The sequence below is a fragment of the Cutibacterium porci genome, from assembly GCF_009696315.1.
Taxonomy (GTDB): Bacteria; Actinomycetota; Actinomycetes; order Propionibacteriales; family Propionibacteriaceae; genus Cutibacterium; species Cutibacterium porci.
Map to the genome: position 1 here is coordinate 214,885 of NZ_VUMG01000001.1, position 16,741 is coordinate 231,625.

10 protein-coding genes are annotated in these 16,741 nt (G+C 56.9%); 4 read left to right on the top strand and 6 right to left on the bottom strand.

Annotated features, from left to right (window positions below):
- Nucleotides 1–144: 144 nt before the first annotated feature.
- The 6 genes from FYJ43_RS00920 to FYJ43_RS00945 all read right to left on the bottom strand — a co-directional run bounded on the left by FYJ43_RS00920 (nucleotide 145) and on the right by FYJ43_RS00945 (nucleotide 7,299).
- The gene (locus FYJ43_RS00920; protein WP_154561167.1) at nucleotides 145–630 is read right to left on the bottom strand and encodes an RpiB/LacA/LacB family sugar-phosphate isomerase; all 486 of its coding nucleotides are present in this window, start codon (nucleotides 628–630) and stop codon (nucleotides 145–147) included.
- A gap of 265 nt (nucleotides 631–895) precedes the next feature.
- Nucleotides 896–1,711, bottom strand: coding sequence for a DeoR/GlpR family DNA-binding transcription regulator (locus tag FYJ43_RS00925; protein WP_195839848.1), 816 nt, complete (start codon nucleotides 1,709–1,711; stop codon nucleotides 896–898).
- 426 nt (nucleotides 1,712–2,137) lie between these two features.
- Nucleotides 2,138–3,211, bottom strand: coding sequence for a mannonate dehydratase (locus FYJ43_RS00930; RefSeq protein WP_154561169.1), 1,074 nt, complete (start codon nucleotides 3,209–3,211; stop codon nucleotides 2,138–2,140).
- Complete coding sequence (locus FYJ43_RS00935) at nucleotides 3,208–4,803, bottom strand: mannitol dehydrogenase family protein (RefSeq protein ID WP_154561171.1); 1,596 nt, start codon at nucleotides 4,801–4,803, stop codon at nucleotides 3,208–3,210. Before FYJ43_RS00935 ends, FYJ43_RS00930 begins: the two co-directional genes overlap by 4 nt.
- Nucleotides 4,804–4,818: 15 nt before the next feature.
- Nucleotides 4,819–6,228, bottom strand: coding sequence for a glucuronate isomerase (gene uxaC, locus FYJ43_RS00940; RefSeq protein ID WP_154561173.1), 1,410 nt, complete (start codon nucleotides 6,226–6,228; stop codon nucleotides 4,819–4,821).
- Nucleotides 6,229–6,291: 63 nt separating this feature from the next.
- Complete coding sequence (locus FYJ43_RS00945) at nucleotides 6,292–7,299, bottom strand: LacI family DNA-binding transcriptional regulator (RefSeq protein ID WP_154561175.1); 1,008 nt, start codon at nucleotides 7,297–7,299, stop codon at nucleotides 6,292–6,294.
- 174 nt (nucleotides 7,300–7,473) lie between these two features.
- Between FYJ43_RS00945 and FYJ43_RS00950 the strand changes: the two genes are divergently transcribed.
- The 4 genes from FYJ43_RS00950 to FYJ43_RS00965 all read left to right on the top strand — a co-directional run bounded on the left by FYJ43_RS00950 (nucleotide 7,474) and on the right by FYJ43_RS00965 (nucleotide 16,733).
- Entirely contained in the window at nucleotides 7,474–8,880 is a 1,407-nt protein-coding gene (locus FYJ43_RS00950; RefSeq protein ID WP_154561177.1) for an MFS transporter, read from the top strand.
- Between the two features lie 34 nt (nucleotides 8,881–8,914).
- The gene (locus FYJ43_RS00955) at nucleotides 8,915–11,410 is read left to right on the top strand and encodes a glycoside hydrolase family 31 protein (protein WP_154561178.1); all 2,496 of its coding nucleotides are present in this window, start codon (nucleotides 8,915–8,917) and stop codon (nucleotides 11,408–11,410) included.
- An 89-nt stretch (nucleotides 11,411–11,499) separates the two neighbouring features.
- Nucleotides 11,500–13,230, top strand: a complete 1,731-nt coding sequence (gene uidA, locus FYJ43_RS00960) for a beta-glucuronidase (protein WP_229771587.1) — start codon at nucleotides 11,500–11,502, stop codon at nucleotides 13,228–13,230.
- A 122-nt stretch (nucleotides 13,231–13,352) separates the two neighbouring features.
- Nucleotides 13,353–16,733 (top strand): hypothetical protein, encoded by a 3,381-nt coding sequence (locus tag FYJ43_RS00965; protein WP_154561180.1) that lies wholly within the window; start codon nucleotides 13,353–13,355, stop codon nucleotides 16,731–16,733.
- Nucleotides 16,734–16,741: the final 8 nt, after the last annotated feature.

Sequence of the window (16,741 nt, forward strand, 5' to 3'; positions counted from 1 at the left end):
TTATGAGGGCGGGGCCTACCCGCGATCGAGTGTCCATATGAAGCGGCGGTGCTGCATATGGTTTCGGGAATCCTGGAGATGTCGCCCAGGAGTGGTTCAGATATCCGAGATATGAAGATGCAGGCGTCAGCGACCACGCCAGCATTAGCAACCCAAAGTCGCCTCCTCGGCAATGTCGCCTGATTCGTATCCAGTAATGAGGTCGACATTCGTTTTAGAATGAGAGCTCGGGTCGAAGGTGTACCCAATGAATTCGCGCGCTAGACGACGAGCCAATTCGAGTCCGATAACACGCTGTCCTAGGCACAGAACGTGAGCGTCATTAGACATAATAAGTCGCTCCACAGAGAACGAGTCGTGGGCAGTGCAGGCGCGGATCCCTGGCACCTTATTGGCTGTGATAGCCATGCCCATTCCGGTGCCGCAGAGGAAAATGCCGCGGTCGGCTTTCCCGTCTTTAATGACGTGAGCTCCCTTGACGCCGATGTGCGGATACAGAGTGTTATCACCCTCCTGGACGCCGACGTCGATAACCTCGGCAACTCGCGAATCGGCTTCAAGATCAGCCTTAATAGCATCCTTATACTGCACTGCCGCCGGATCTGCTGCCACGACGATTCTTAGTCCCATGATTCCTCCATGTTTCGTTGCCGTGTGCTGAGGAGTCCCGCAGGTGCAGATGCGAGACTCAACGCCTCATGATGTTAATACTAACACTATACATGTGAAAAACGAGGGTCTTGGGTGTGGATTCCACCGCAGATAGACCTCAAGCGATCAAGAAGCACGAGCACAGCGTGGAGGCATCAGCGACCCATGTAATGCCAACGTGGCTTGTCCATTCACGCATCGTCGTCAGCTGATGATGCCCGGCAGATCGGGCATCCACAGGACCTCAATCGTCGCTCGAGTCGTCGCCAACAACCATGAGATGAACCCCAAGATCACACAATCGATCAATGATTCCACGGGGGGTATGAGCGTCGACCACGACATGATCAAACTCCGTCAGATCTGCAAACTTGAACAGCGCGCGTCGTCCGAATTTTGTGTGATCGAGCAACAGAACTCGTTTCTCTGCGGACTCGAGCATGGCGCGCTTAACCTCGACGACCTCCTGATAAGGGTGGTAACACCCTGCCTCAAAAATCCCCGACGCCGACAAGAAACACACATCAGCATGCATCGACCGGATCATTCGGACTGCGGCAGGACCCATCAGTGACTTAGCCCACGCCTGGTACTCCCCGCCCGTGATCACCAGCTTGTCCGAACCTCTTGAGATAACTTCGTCAGCCACTAATAACGAGTTCGTGACAATCGTGAATGGCGAGTGGTCTCCCAAGGACCTCAGCAGCCACACTCCTGACGTCGAGTCATCAAGCATAATCGAGCTACCCGGGGCGATCAGTGCCCCGGCGAGCTCAGCTACCGCCTGTTTATCAGTGGAGCTTTGTTCTAGACGGAAAGTAGCGTCGGCCTCGTGCAAGCCATTGGCAACCGCAACGACTCGACCGCGGTGGCGTTGCAGCACGCCGCTGGCCTCCAGTGACGCCAGATCTCGGTAGATCGTCATAGCGGAAACGCCTGTGGCCTCAACGAGTTCGTCAACGCTGACTGACCCCGCCCGGACAACGGCTTCGGCGATCGCGAGCTGACGCGCTCTCGGGCCATCTTGACCCTTGAAGGGTGTCGTCGTTACACCAGCCATAGCCCTATCGCCTTCCATCATGGTGAGCTCGCAAGAATCCTAGCTGTGCAATGAGCCCCTGCTATGTCGACCCAGTGCCTTTCACACGATTCAAGGCGAGAATCCCACAAAGAAATCCGTAACGAACCTCCTCAGACGATCGTTGCATCTGTTGCAAGCCAACACCGTGTGACAGGTAGCCAACACCGTGCCGCCGAAGCTATCCCAAACTCCGCTGTCTACACCCGCTTCCGCCACCCCTTCGATGCGCCCTTCCTATCGAACGAGAACTGGTCGAAAAATCCCGCCAGGTAGCAGATCACCTCCTGAAGTGACGTGTTCCACTTCCAGCGGGTATTTTTCGACGCCACCAACCCGGGCGATGGACGGGTGCCATGCCAGGCGTACAGCCGAGGGCCGCATCGCCCCTTCCTGTAATCCAAAGTCTCAGTGCGTAGATGCCTTCTCGATGGCCTCCCATAAGCCATTGAGGTAGGTGATACCCAGCGCCCGGTCATACAACGGATAGCCTGGGCGACCCACCTCTCCCCAGATCATCCGGCCATGATCCGGGCGGATGTAGACATCTGGACAATGATCATGGATTGCTTTCATGATGGCGTACATGTCCAGGGACCCATCACTGGACAGATGCGCGGCTTCCTTGAATTTCTTGTGCCCCAGAAATTTCACATTTCTGACATGAGCAGCGGCGACCCGTCCCATACCACCGTACTTCGTAAATATGGCAGGAACATCATTGTTTGGATTCGATCCAAGCGACCCTGCACATACACACAGGGAGTTCGCCGGTGAGTTAACAAGATCGACGACTTTCTGCAGGTCAGAATCACTGTGCACTACGCGAGGAATCCCGAAAATATCCCATGCGGGATCATCGGGATGGACGGCCATGCGAATACCGACTTTCTCACATGTAGGGACTATGCCCTCGAGGAAGTAACGGTAGTTATCACGTAACTCATCCGGTGTCATTCCGGTGTATTGGGACATGACGTCGTCGAGGTCAGCTAGGCGATCAGGTTCCCATCCAGGAAGGGGGAACGCCGACGAGTCAAGCGTGGCCTTAACGATGTCTTGCGGTGTGAGGTTCTTTAGGTCTTCGTGGTCGTAGTAAAGACAGGTAGAACCATCCTCATTACGATGAAAAAGCTCCGTTCTCAGCCAATCAAAGACCGGCATGAAATTGTATACGACCACCTTAATTCCATGAGCAGCAAGGTTCTCTAACGTCTTACAATAGTTAGCGATATAAGTGTCACGGGACGGCTTACCGAGCTTAATGTCTTCGTGGACGTTCACGGACTCAATGACTTCGCATTCCAGGCCAGCATCATTAACTTTCCGGACATACGATGAAATATCGTCTTCTGGCCAGACATCGCCAACTGGGATCCAGTCCATTGCACCCATGATCCCGCTGGTTCCCGGAATTTGGCGTATGTTCTCTAATGTGATGGGGTCAGTCTCCGGTCCGTACCACCGAAACGTCATCTTCATGATTGGTTAAACTCCTTGTCCAGAACCGACCTCACAGCACCAGGAGCGGCCGTCAGTCGAGTAAAGTATTCCCCCACAATGTCAGCTAGGGGTGTCAGTGTTAGATCAACGCCAAAGATATCGGCACGACTGAGAATAGGGAAAATGATCTTTGGGTCGTTGTTACCCAGATGGACACCATCCATAATAGACCTCAAGTCTTTGAGCAGTGGGTCAGGGGAAAGATCAATCGGTTTACCATCATCAGCAATACCCATGAGATACCGACACCAAGCAGCAAAGACAAACGGGATAGCCCTTAAAGATTTAATATCGAGAGTGCTATCGTTTAGGTACGATTTAACCGTCTCGCCGAAACGAATCGGAATCTTCTGTGAGGTGTCGGTAGCAATGCGACTCGGCGTATCTCCAAGGAACGGGTTAGGGAAACGTTCCTCTTCTACCTCACGCAGGAATTCTTGCGGATCAACAATCCCTGGGTTACTGACGACTGGGAGTCCCTCTTTCCACCCCAGATAATGCACTAATCCTGCTAAGCTAGGATCTTTCATAGCGTCGTCGATAGTAGGCTTTCGCAGTAATACTCCGGTGATAGCCAAAGCAGTGTGCAAAGGATTGAGGCACGTCGTCACCTTCATCCGCTCGAATCGATCGCAAACATCACGATTTGTAAAGTGAACTCCAGCCTTCTCTAGCTTCGGACGTCCATTTGGGAAACAATCTTCAATGACGAGATATTCGGCAGGCTCGGTGTTGACGAATCCCGCCACTCCGGCATGAGCGTCGATGGCCATATCCTCGAATCCCATCGATGCTAACCGCTCTGCGACGCTCTGTGACGGAACCGGGGTGATCTTGTCGATGACCGAAATCGGAAAGGCGACCTTCTCGGACAGCCATGTGACCGCCTCAGGCTCGATAATTCCTCTCTTCTGCCACTCTGCGGCGATTGTCAGCACTGAAGTGCGTAACTTGTCGCCGTTGTGGGAAAAATTGTCACATGAGACGACAGCCACCGGAGTCGCACCAGCGTAGAAGCGTCGTACAAGCAAGCCAGCGACCAAGGCCATTGTCGTCGACATGGGGTCAGTCATCGGATCGCGACCAAGATCCTCGGTAACGGCATCTTGGAAAGAGCCGTCGTATCTGTTGAGCTGGTATCCCTTCTCAGTGATCGTCAGGGTGATCATCTGCAGGGCGTCTGCACACGCGATCTCGCAGATGCGGTCAAAATCGTCAGCACGCCGGTATGCTAACCCCTCGCTGACCGACGCGATGACCCCAAAATCGGTGTGACCATCGGTATATGACGTTACTCCAAGGGTCAGCAGATCATGCTCGCCGAGACCGCAATCGAGGCGCTGTGGATTCCGCGGTGCCACCGCGGCGATACCGCACTGCTCAGTGCCGGATTCCATGATGTCCTGAGCGAGCCGGGCAATATGGACACGAAAGAGATTTCCCGGGCCAATGTGCATCCAATGCGGATGATCATGGGCCTGACGACGCATTTTTTCAACGTCGAAGACGGGAACCCTGATACCAGCATTCGCCAGTGTGGAGCGGTGTAGAGAGTCGAGATTCAGTTTCATGGCATCTCCTGCGAATCAGAGCCCAAAGACGCGAGTGGGCTGCTCCACAACGAGCCGGTGGGCTATCTCAACAGCTTCGTCAAGGTCGATCCTGCCCAAAACCACCAGCTCGGCGAGGTGAGCGGCATCCAGGCGCCGGCTCATATCGTGGCGTGCCGGAATTGAGCAGAAAGCACGGGTGTCGTCGATCATGCCGCTCACCCGGCTGAATCCGGCCATTTCAGTAACGGCATGCTTGAATCTCATCACCGAATTGGGAGCGTCAATGAACCACCAGGGCACACCGATATAGAGGCTGCGATACCACCCTGCCAAGGGTGCGATTTCTCGCGAATAGAGGGTCTCGTCGATTGTAAAAATGACCAGCTTGAGGTCAGTATTGCCAAATCTGTCGAGCAACGGGTGCAAGGAGTCGACGGCCTCCAGGGCCACCGGGACATCGGAGCCAATATCGGCTCCAAAACGACGAAAAGCGGTGGTGTCATGGTTGCGGTGAACCGCAGGATGGACCGTCATCGTCAAGCCATCTTCGCTGGCCATCCTCGCCTGATCGGTAAAGAGATGCCGACGCAGGAGGGTCATCTCCTCGACAGTGGCCCGGCCCGCGACTGAGTCGGCAAAAATCTTCGCAGCCCGATCATGGTCAAGGATGACCGTGCCCAGATCACGGTGGCTGTGGTCGCTGGAAGATGCACCATGATCCTTGAAGTAGGCACGGCGACTTTCCATAGCAGCGGTGAACCCGTCGAGCGTCGTCGCGTCGCAACCGCTCACCTCAGACAGCTTGGCGAGTAGGTCGGTCCAGCCCTCAGCTGCCGGCTCCAGGTACTTATCAGGGCGGAAGGTCGGTGCAACACGACGGTTAAAGGTCTTGTCAGCAGCTAATCGCGCGTGGTCGTCAAGATCATCGCAGGGGTCATCGGTAGTCGCGATGAAGGCGATGTTGAAGGCGTCCATGAGGGCACGGGGGCGAAAGTCCGGCTGAGCGATCCGCTCAGAAATGGAATCGTAGATCCGATCAGCGGTCTCACCACTGGGACGCTCGGTGACGCCAAAAATGCCGACAAGTTGATCAACGAGCCAGTACCGCATGGCCGTCCCGGCAAAATCACGCCAGTGCTCACACAAGATCCGAAAAGCCCTACGGCTGTCCTCCTCGTTCATCGTTCGTCCGACACCCAAGTCTTCAAGATCGACACCGTTGGCGTGCAGCAAACGATTCACATAGTGGTCGGGGGTAATAAGGAGGCTCGTTGGGTCAGTGAATGCTATATCGTCGGCAATCCATGACACCGGAACGTGGCCATGGGGAGAAATAATAGGCAGACCCTTCGTGGACCGGTATATTTCGCGCGCAGCGGCCAACGCGGAAGGTTCGCGAGGCAGCAGACGATCGTCGGAGAGAGTGAGAGTCGGCGTTGACATGGCACTGACTGTGCCCCATCACGAGGCGTCCCGAAACGAGTTGCCGTCACTTGCCCCGCCTATCTATCCAGATTCACGTGCCATGAAGGACACCCCGACGACGTCCTCACTGGGTAACTGTCGTTCGTGGCGACTCGGCTTTTCAACCATGTCGAGGAGCCGATTGACGGCAACCATGCCCATCTGGAACTGGTTTACTCGGATCGTCGACAACGCCGGAGAAATCAGCGCCGAGAACGGGATATCGTCAAACCCAATGACGGCTACGTCGTCGGGAACTCTCACCCCGCAGGCCATGGCACGACGCATGAATCCGATGGCAATAAGGTCGTTGTAGGCAATCACGGCCGACGTCGGGTGGACCCTCCACATATCGAAAGCCTCGATACCGCCTCTGATAGTCGGCGTCGGGCACGCGACCTGATGCACGGTGACCTTACCGTTATGCCGGGCCCCGTCGAGCAGGCTGCGCCACCTCACCCCGGACTGCCACGATGCCGTCGGCCCGGCGAGATAAGTCACTGTGGATCGGTCGACCGCGACCAGATGGGTGAGAGCGTCGCCGAGACCTTCATCAGCTGCTGGCGTCACCGAAGACACTCCGGGCACTTTGCGATTGACAGTAATGACCGGTTTGATCCCAGCCAGGTGTCGCAAACTGGCGTCAGACATCCGTGAGCCGGCAAAAATAAAACCGTCAACGGTGGCTAAGGATCGTTTCGTTGTCTCGGACTCAATCTCAGAGGATTCGTTGGAATCAATGAGGACAACCATGTATCCACGTTTCCGAGCGCCAGCAAAGATCCCCTTGACGATGGCTCCAAACACCGGGTTCATGGCGTCGGCAACACATGCGGCGACGAGGTGATAGGTCCGGCTCGTCGACATCCTTGGTACCTCGTCGCGGCGATAGCCAAGCTCGCGAGCGACCTGAAAGATCCGCTCCGAGGTCTTGACACTCACGCGTCCAGGGCGAGAAAAAGCTCGAGAGACAGTGGACGGCGCCACACCGGCAGCCTGAGCGACGTCGCTAATCGTGACCGGTGCGGTGGATCCCTCGCCTACACCCATGCTCTAACTCTACTGCCGACAAGCTTTCGTGGTGAATGAGTAACAGGGTGCAAACCGTGGCAAAGCATCGCGACACGTGTGGCCTCGGTGCGAATCTTTACACAAGGCGATGCTGCCTGTCCACAATGCTGTGACGATGATCATCACAGCCCCGAATAGCATAGAGGGTTGTCAATGTCGACCATCACAATGAAAGGCCAAAAGGCTGAGGCCGTGAATACTCGCGATTTCGATATTCGCGATATGATTGGCTACGCGCTCGGCGATGTGGGCAACAATTTCACCTTCAATCTGGTGAATTCGTTCCTAATGATTTTCTATACCAATGTGTTCGGCCTTGCTGCAGCACTGGTGGGCGCATTGTTCATGTCAGCTCGTCTCGTTGATGCATTCGTCGACATCATGGTCGGTCGCCTTATCGACAACTCGAAGATGACCAAGCGCGGACGGTTCACCCCGTGGGTCATGCGAATGAAGTTCCCGCTCGCCGCGTCTGCCATTCTGCTCTTCCTGCCTGCTGCCGGGCATTTCCCCATGACAACGCGCGTCATCTATGCCTTCGTCACGTACCTGGCATGGGGTATTTTCTACTCCTTCGTCAACATCCCTTATGGGTCCATGGCTTCGGCTATCTCCGGCAAACCGCGTAACAAGACTTCGCTGTCCACCGCTCGCAGTATCGGCTCAGCCTCGGGCTCCGCCATCGTCAGCTACGTGGTACCGCTCATTATGTACGGCAGCAACTCCCACCAGATCAATCCGCAGCGGTTCTTCATGGGGGCGGCGATCTTCGCAGTCCTTGGTCTAGTGTGTTACACCGGTCTAACCATGCTGACCGTCGAACGCATTCGCATCGACAAATCTGAACGCGTCCCATTGGGCAAGATGTTCTCCGAAATGGCCCACAACAGGGCCCTCGTCATGCTGGTCATCATTGACATCGTTGTCGTCATCAATCAGAACCTCTCTGGGGTAACACTCACCTACCTCTTCAACGATTACTTCCAAAACAAGACGGCCATGTCAATTGCCCTTGTTTTCAACTTCACTACCGTCATTCTTGTAGCCCCCTTTGCTCAGACACTAGTACGGAAATTTGGACGGAAAGAATCGGCCACAGTAGCATTGTTTTTCGGCGCCGCCATGTACGGGGCCATGCTCATCATCCACACCCACAGTCCTTGGGTCTTCCTCGTCGGCCTATTCTTCGGCTCCCTAGGAGCTGGGGTGTTTAACCTTATGGTGTGGGCCTTCATTACTGACGTCATCGACGCCCAAGAGATCATGTCTGGGGAGCGCGAAGACGGCGTCATCTACGGCGTGAACTCATTCGCACGCAAGCTCGCCCAAGCTATCGCCGGCGGTATCGGTGGAGTCATGCTGACGATGATCGGCTACCAGTCTTCTTCCCAGGGCGGTGCCGTCCAATCGGTATCCGTCGTCAACCACCTGTACACCCTCGCCACTGCGATCCCGACAATCTGCTGCCTCGGTGCCGCCCTGCTGATGCTGGCCTACCCGCTCACCCGCGACAAGGTAGTCGCCAACGCCAATGAGCTCGCCCGCCGCCACGAAGCCTAAGTTGACCACACCCTGCCAGTTACGGAAGCACATCATGGACACACTCATGAGGATTACCGACTACTCGACATCCTCGTCGGGCATCCGGTTCACAATTGACCAGCGGTGGCGCGCTTCCGTCGATTTCGTGACGCTCTCTATGGCTCACGTGCGAATTTTTGACATGGACGGCCCTCAGCTCGACCGCACCTGGAGTATCAGCCTCGGCCCCGACATCACACCGCAGACTGGATTTGGCCCCAACAACCTGCTGGACCATTCCCCGGCCCCAGCGTGGGAAGGAAATTCCCGCGATGTTGACCCCGTCGAGGACCTAAGAGTGAAGACAACTGTTGCCGCGAACGCCGACGAAATGGCTAGCCATCCGGAGTTTTCCGGAGTCTATGCTGACGAGCCGGCCGGTTCCCCAGACCCAGACGAGCAATCGTTCATCGTTGGCGATGATTCACTGCGAGTCCTCATCCGCGACTGCCCGTTGCGGATGACCTGGCAGCGATGGGCTGACGGCTGGGTTACCGTCAGCGAGGATCGGCCCACCGGAGCTTATGAGATCGGAACTCGCAGCGGACGCGTCGCCCATCACAGGGTCCGTAACAGCGACGATCGCTATTACGGCCTCGGTGAGAAGTCGGGCAATCTGGAGCGTACCGGTCGCATTTTTGACATGAGATGCCTAGACGCCCTGGGGTACGACGCTGCGAGCACCGACCCGCTGTACAAGCATGTCCCTTTCCTCATGGTTCGTACCGCCAACGGTGCCTTCGGGATTTTTTACGACAATCTCTCGGCATCGCGGTTCAATCTGGGAGCAGAGGTCGACAACTACCACCGTCCGTTCGCCTCATGGCACGCCGATCACGGCGACATCGACTATTGGGTGATGACTGCCGACCACGTCACCGACCTCACCGCACAGATCCTGCGGCTGACCGGCGATCCCGCTTTTTTACCACGCTGGGCGCTGGGGTACTCGGGCTCAACGATGCACTACACCGATGCCCCTGACGCCTCGCATCAATTGCTGACATTCATCGACCTGCTGCGCGAGCACGCCATTCCGTGCGACTCCTTCCAACTCTCGTCCGGGTACACCACCATCGGCTCGCGCCGCTACGTCTTCACCTGGAACCATGACAAATTTCCCCGGCCTACCGAGACCACACAGCACTTCCGTGACGCAGGCCTTCACCTGGCGGCAAATATCAAACCAGCGTTACTTACCACGCACCCTTATTACCCCAATGCGGCTGCGGCGGGGATTTTTGTCACCAACTCCCGGACTGGGAAGCCAGCGACATCGATGTTTTGGGGAGGCCACGGCAGCAACGTCGATTTCACCAACCCGCGCGGGGTGCAGTGGTGGAAGGACAACGTCCGCCACCAGCTCCTCGACGTAGGGATCGAATCCACCTGGAACGACAACAACGAGTACGAATTATGGTCAGAGGACGCTACCTGTGACGGTTTTGGTCATCCCATCGAGCTGGACCGCATCCGCCCAATACAAGCCCTGCTCATGAACCGTGCCTCATTCGAAGCCCAGCATGAAGCCGCTCCTGCCGAGCGCCCTTTCCTTATTTCCCGGTCCGGACCGCTGGGCCTGCAGCGCTATGTCCAGACGTGGAGTGGTGACAATTCCACCTCCTGGCGCACCCTGAAGTACAACACACGCATGGGTGTCGGGATGAGCATGTCTGGTCTGGTGAATTTCGGTCACGACGTTGGTGGGTTCGCCGGCTCTGCTCGACCCAGCCCGGAACTATTTGCCCGTTGGGTGGCCAACGGCGTTATGCATCCGCGATTTACAATCCATTCCTGGCATGATGACGGCTCAGTCAATGAACCGTGGATGTACCCGGAAATCACCGACATCATTCGGGAGATGATCCGGCTGCGTTATCGCCTCATCCCGTTCCTCTATACCCTGTCCTACCTGGCAGCAGAGCGACGCGAACCTATCGTCAACCCAGTGTTTAGCCTCGACGACACCCTTCTCGACGAATCCGATGACTTCCTACTGGGCCATGACCTGTTAGTGGCATCCGTGGTCGAAGAAGGTCAGCGCACTCGCACTGTTGCCCTCCCCGAGGTTGCTGGCGGCTGGTTCGAGTTCGACACCGGCATCCACCACAACCTGAGGACCGCCACCCTTGACGCTCCTCTGGACCGTTTGCCGCTCCTAGTCCGTGCCGGGGCGGGGATCCCACAGTGCGAACTGCCCACACCTTCCGAGCAAATCACCACAACGCGAACGGTCGAAAACTCCCCACACCGGATCGTCCTCTACCTTCCTGATGGCAACGGACACTCAGAGGGGTTTTTCTTCGACGACGACGGCCACACCGATGGGTATCGGCAGGGTCACGGGTATTGGCTCAATTGGGCGGCCGATCACACCGACACCACAGTGACCGTCCGCACTCATATCGAAGGCGATTACCACCCCGCGTGGGGAACCATGGACTTCGCTCTTCGTCCGGGAGACGGCCGCACCGTCGACGTTGTGGCCGAACCCTCTCGTGCGAACTAGAACCTCATCGCAACAACCGAAAACACTAGGAGATCACAGTGCTACGACCGCAAGACACCGCTACGAGAGAGACGAAATGTCTGTCAGGGATGTGGGACTTCGCTTTCGACGCCGAGGACCGCGGCCAGATCGAAGAATGGTTCGCTCATCCGTTACCCGGACATACCGAGATGGCGGTTCCGGCCTCATACCAGGACCTTTCTACCGACCCGGCTATTCGCGACCACGTCGGTCCGGTCTGGTATCAGCGTGAGGTGCGCATTCCTCGCGGCTGGGCAGATGATCGGGTCATCCTCCACTTCGAGTCCGCGACTCATGCCGCCACTGTTTGGGTCGACGACGTTGAGGTCGTCAGCCATAGTGGCGGATACCTTCCATTCGAGGCCGACATCACCGATTACGTACATGCTGGCAAAAAATGCCGACTCACCGTCCGTGTCGACAATCGACTGTCCTTTCAGACCATTCCCCCGGGCGTTATTGTCGACTCTCCCGATGGCCCGAAGCAGAAGTACTGGCACGACTTCTTCAACTACGCCGGGATTCACCGCGACGTATGGCTGTACAGCCGACCCCAGGCCCACATCGAAGACGTCACCATCACCACTGACATTGATGGAGATGACGGAATTGTCACCTGGTCGGTTCTTTCGCACGACGCTGACTCCTTATCGACCAAGGTGACAATTTTCGACGCCGAGGATCGGATGGTTGCTGAGGAGACGGGTGCGAGCGCCCAAGCCCGTATCCCGTCGGTCCACCTCTGGCAGCCGGGTCAGGGTTACCTCTACGAGGCCGAAATCTCCCTCGTCGACGGGGAGCAGATCGTCGATTCTTACCGCCAGACCTTTGGCGTGCGCACTATCCGGGTCGACGGTACCCGGCTCCTCATCAATAATGAGCCGGTGTACTTGACCGGATTCGGCATGCACGAAGATCACCAAACCATTGGCAAAGCCCATAACGACGCCCTCATGCTGCGCGACGCCGCATGCCTTGAGTGGATTGGGGCGAATTCACTGCGCACCTCCCATTACCCCTACTCCGAGCACGTCCTCGACTACGCCGACCGTCATGGTCTGCTTGTCATCGACGAGACTCCTGCTGTTGGCATGAATATGGGGCTGGGAGGCGGCATTTTTGGTGCCCAGGGCTACACGACTTTCTCCCCAGAGACCATCAACGGCGAAACCCAAAAGGTTCATGCCCAGGTGATCCGCGACCTCATCGCCCGTGATAAGAACCATCCCAGCGTCATCATCTGGTCGATCGCTAACGAGCCGGAATCGGAAACCGAGGCTGCCGAAAACTACTTCCGCCCGCTCTTCGACGTCGCCCGCGAAGCCGACTCCACCCGTCCAGTGAGTTTCGTCAACGTCATGCTTGCCCCGTACGGAAAGTGCCGCGTATCGCAGTTCTCTGACATTTTTTTGCTTAACCGCTACTACGGTTGGTACGTCGACACCGGTGACCTCGACGCCGCGGAGCGTCACTGGCGAGAAGAAATGGCAGGCTGGGCCAGCGAGAATAAGCCGATCATTATTACCGAATACGGTGCCGACACCATGCCCGGCCTTCACCAAATTCCCGCCCAGCCGTGGAGCGAGGAGTATCAGATCGACGTGCTCCAGATGAATGAGCGGGTCTTCGATTCCTTCGACGCCGTCGTTGGTGAGCAGATCTGGAACTTCGCGGATTTCGCGACTACCAGCGGCACGATGCGCGTCGGGGGTAATCGAAAGGGCATCTTCACCCGAGATCGCCAGCCCAAATCGGCTGCCTTCCACCTGCGTAAGAGATGGCGCGGCATCGAGCAGTGATTTCTTCGCGGTAAATCTGGCGGGCGTAAGGGTACGTGCCCTGACGCCCGACCCCGCTCAAACTCATTGCCCGTCTGACCACTCTTCATAGAAACCTCGCGACCTCAGGGAAGAATGGATTCATGGCTACCCAATCTCACACCGATCCCGTGAATCTCAGATTGGCGCTTAACGGACTGCCCCTGCCGACAGCTGCACGCGCCTCCGACATTGACGTCATTGCGCCAGTCCTAGCTCGGCAGCGGGAGTTGCGCCGGGAGATTCCCGAGCTCCTCTGCCCTGCCGACCGCCGCATCCAGGCATTCATCGACCGTTATTTAGGTGACGACTCCCCCGTCCATCCGCACCTGCCCGAAACCACATTGACCCTTGACGAGCCCGGATTGGCACGGGCCCTCTCGTTACCTGTTGATGGCGACGAATTCACCTCTGACCTTGTGTCCAGCTACCGGGTAGCTAACGGTGTCCTCCACAATCCCCGAAATGACCGTCGCACCACCGCTGGCGTTTTCCACGTCGCTGAAGGCGGACTGGCGATCCCTGACGACAAGAAAGCCGTCCCGATCGACGTTTTCGCACGTCTCCTTGACCTCGCCTTTCAAGCACCGCCCGAGCACACCTTGCTGCCTTACACCTCTACCCAATCCGTTGAGCGTCAAGCCCATACCTGGGTATCCCTATTGCTGCGGCCCCTTGTCGTGCCACGAGTGCCAGATTTCGTCTCTGAACGTCGCATGGAGATCCGCTTTTTCGCTCCCGGCGGGCTAGTTTCCAATCTTGATTTCGTCGAAGGGATTTTCGGTAACGCCGGCGACCCGCTGCTACCAGCCAACGACTCCGCTCTGGCCCCCACCGGATGGACCGGTCACAGCGGTTGCGTCATCCTGGCTCCACACCTCAACCTCGTTCGCAAGGTCGACCTTGGACTGCCCCACATCGATGAGGCCACCGATCGTCAGCGTCGTGACGGAATGTGTTGGGCTGACGAGTCCGAGCTCTACAATGAGGGCAAGCCCTTCAAGCTGTGCGCCCGCGACGAGTCTGGGGTCATCCTCACGATCGTCGCCGACAACTATTTCGGATACTGTAAGAAGGAAGTCAAGACCCAAATTTCTTATTCTGCCAATTTATTTGGTCTAGCCGAGGAGGAGCATTCCGGCGGTGCTCGCGCCTACATTTCCCACAACCAGGGACAGGAGTACGCCACACCGACATGCGACCGGACGGTTTCCGACGTTGTCGACGCTAATCCGCACCGCTTCACCTTGCTAGATGATGGCCAGGCGAAGATTGTTGGGATCGACAACGTCGTCCTCATCCCGGGTGGTGCGAAGTTCAGTCTGCGTGACGGCACAGTCTCTTGGGACGACGGTGCTCATTCCATCCCGATGCGGGCAGATACCGAATATATTTCCCCCATCGGCTACCGGATGCGCATGATTCACAGCGACGCCGACGACCAGTGGCACCTCGAGGGCACGTACGGCGACTCGACCACCCTGCACAAGTGCTGCACAGTATCGGGGGGCGGAAAGTCTGAGATCTCCAAGGCAATCTCAGACACCTTCCTGCAAGGCAATGCTTACGCTCCGGACTTTGAAGCTGACATGGATGCTGTTGACGACATCCTGCACCGGGATTTTTCAACACGGTTCGCAGATCCGGAGCTTAACGGCAAAGACCATCGTCCAATTCTGTCGGCGAAGCGTTCAGTCGGTTCCGTCATCAAGCTGCTGACACCGTCGTCAGATTTCACCGACTGGTACAACGATTGGATCAACTCGATCCCGGCCTTCCGCAAGGAGCTCGTTTTCACCATTAAGCGCTATTACAAGCCGGAATGGGGTGACGACTGGCGCTCCCATTTCAGCGTCGCCTTGACCAACGGTCGCCACGGCAACATGGTGCGCCTCGATGGTCAAAAGGTATTGGTAAGCATGGCGCGGGTTGGCTTCCAGCCTGACGGGTCCTGGCGTCTATTTACGCTGCGTCATGATTATGCCCCGGCCGTCAAGGTGCAGACAGAAGATGACATGACGGCGTCCATCGTCACCTCCCCTGGCATGGTTACTGGCCCGAAGGGCCTGTCACGCAAAATCGTCGCCAACTGTGAGGCTCTACTCTTTCAACGCCCCGACGATGCCATTCACCGCGGATATGACACCCAGACTGAGGTCGATATGAGCGGGAAAGACCTGTTCATCTCGAACTATCAGCCACTAACTCGTGACGACGTCAAGGCGATGCGTGACGACGTGGTGGGCTTTTCGAAGTTCACCCCACCGATGCGCAACTTCTTGTCGAATTTTGCCGACTCCGACCCCTCAGAGCAGCCGAAATATGTCGTCTCTAGCGCCGATCCGCGTCTTATTGACGGTGTGCGGTCGCGCAACCCACGCTATTTGCAGGTGCGTCCAGATATCGCCAAGCCCCGTGAAACCGCCATTGCTGATTTAGCTAGTCACCTCTACCACGGGCTCAATGTCGACGAGCCACTACCACTCCCGGTCGATATTGTCGCAGCCGGGCGTCGAAATAACCCGCCAGAAGGCAAAATTCCAGCCTTGTGCGCGTACAACCCACTGCACTATATGGAACTGCCAGAATTATTCATGGAGTTCATCTCGTCGATGACTGGCAAGAGTCCCTCAACAACGGGGGCCGGTTCGGAAGGAGCCTTGACGAAGGCACCATTTAATGCTCTGCCAGCAGTCTTTGACCTGAACTCATCTTTCCTGTCCTTTGTGCTGTCGGGCTATGACGGATGGTTGTCCTCGGCCGGGTTCATCGGCCCTAAAGTCGAGGTGGCCCATGACATCTCCTTGCTTGTTCCGGAGATTTTCTGCCGGATGTCGCCACAGGAGAGGGATGCCACAGCCCTGATTGAGGGTGGTTACCTAGAAAAGTTGGAGGATTACGAAAAAGACGGCGAACTGATTCTGGCTTCCCGTCTGGGCTACCGGATGACGGAGAAGTTTATGCGCACCTACTTCGGGCGCATCTTCTTGCACCCTGACACTGTGTTTACCCCTGAGATGCTACGGCCGGAGCTGCAGGACGCCGACATTTTCGCCGATTCAGTGCGTACCATCTCGACAACCCACGCCCGGGTTGCGAAGGCTTACTTCAACGATGGAACGATTTCTTTAGCTGTGCCGCCAATTCGGGCTCTCCTAGAGATTATGGCTGAGGGGACCTCTTCAGAAGGTTTGACCCTCAATGACCCCCAGCTGCGTGAAATGTTCACTAGGGAGTCAGTGCTGGCCTCTGACTGGTACGCCGAGCGCCTAGACGCCAAGCAGGCCGAGGATATTCGCCGCTCTGAAAGGGGCATCGCCCATCTGGAGCAGTTCATGGCTGACCCCCGCAACGCAACCGCCTGCGAGGAGATCGACGTCCAGGCCCGTCTGGACCAGGTTCGGAGGTTCCACAACCGCGCGGTAACGGCTGAATACCGTCAACAGTTGGTGGGAACCCTCGGCCGGCAGGTCAATTTCCGCTGAAGCTGATC

Excerpts from the sequence above, each read along its gene's own strand:
- FYJ43_RS00935 (WP_154561171.1), bottom strand. The coding sequence starts at position 4,803 with ATGAAACTGAATCTCGACTCTCTACACCGCTCCACACTGGCGAATGCT.
- FYJ43_RS00950 (WP_154561177.1), top strand. The coding sequence starts at position 7,474 with ATGTCGACCATCACAATGAAAGGCCAAAAGGCTGAGGCCGTGAATACT.
- FYJ43_RS00920 (WP_154561167.1), bottom strand. The coding sequence starts at position 630 with ATGGGACTAAGAATCGTCGTGGCAGCAGATCCGGCGGCAGTGCAGTAT.
- uidA (WP_229771587.1), top strand. The coding sequence starts at position 11,500 with ATGTGGGACTTCGCTTTCGACGCCGAGGACCGCGGCCAGATCGAAGAA.
- FYJ43_RS00955 (WP_154561178.1), top strand. The coding sequence starts at position 8,915 with ATGGACACACTCATGAGGATTACCGACTACTCGACATCCTCGTCGGGC.
- FYJ43_RS00925 (WP_195839848.1), bottom strand. The coding sequence starts at position 1,711 with ATGGCTGGTGTAACGACGACACCCTTCAAGGGTCAAGATGGCCCGAGA.
- FYJ43_RS00965 (WP_154561180.1), top strand. The coding sequence starts at position 13,353 with ATGGCTACCCAATCTCACACCGATCCCGTGAATCTCAGATTGGCGCTT.
- FYJ43_RS00930 (WP_154561169.1), bottom strand. The coding sequence starts at position 3,211 with ATGAAGATGACGTTTCGGTGGTACGGACCGGAGACTGACCCCATCACA.
- FYJ43_RS00945 (WP_154561175.1), bottom strand. The coding sequence starts at position 7,299 with ATGGGTGTAGGCGAGGGATCCACCGCACCGGTCACGATTAGCGACGTC.
- uxaC (WP_154561173.1), bottom strand. The coding sequence starts at position 6,228 with ATGTCAACGCCGACTCTCACTCTCTCCGACGATCGTCTGCTGCCTCGC.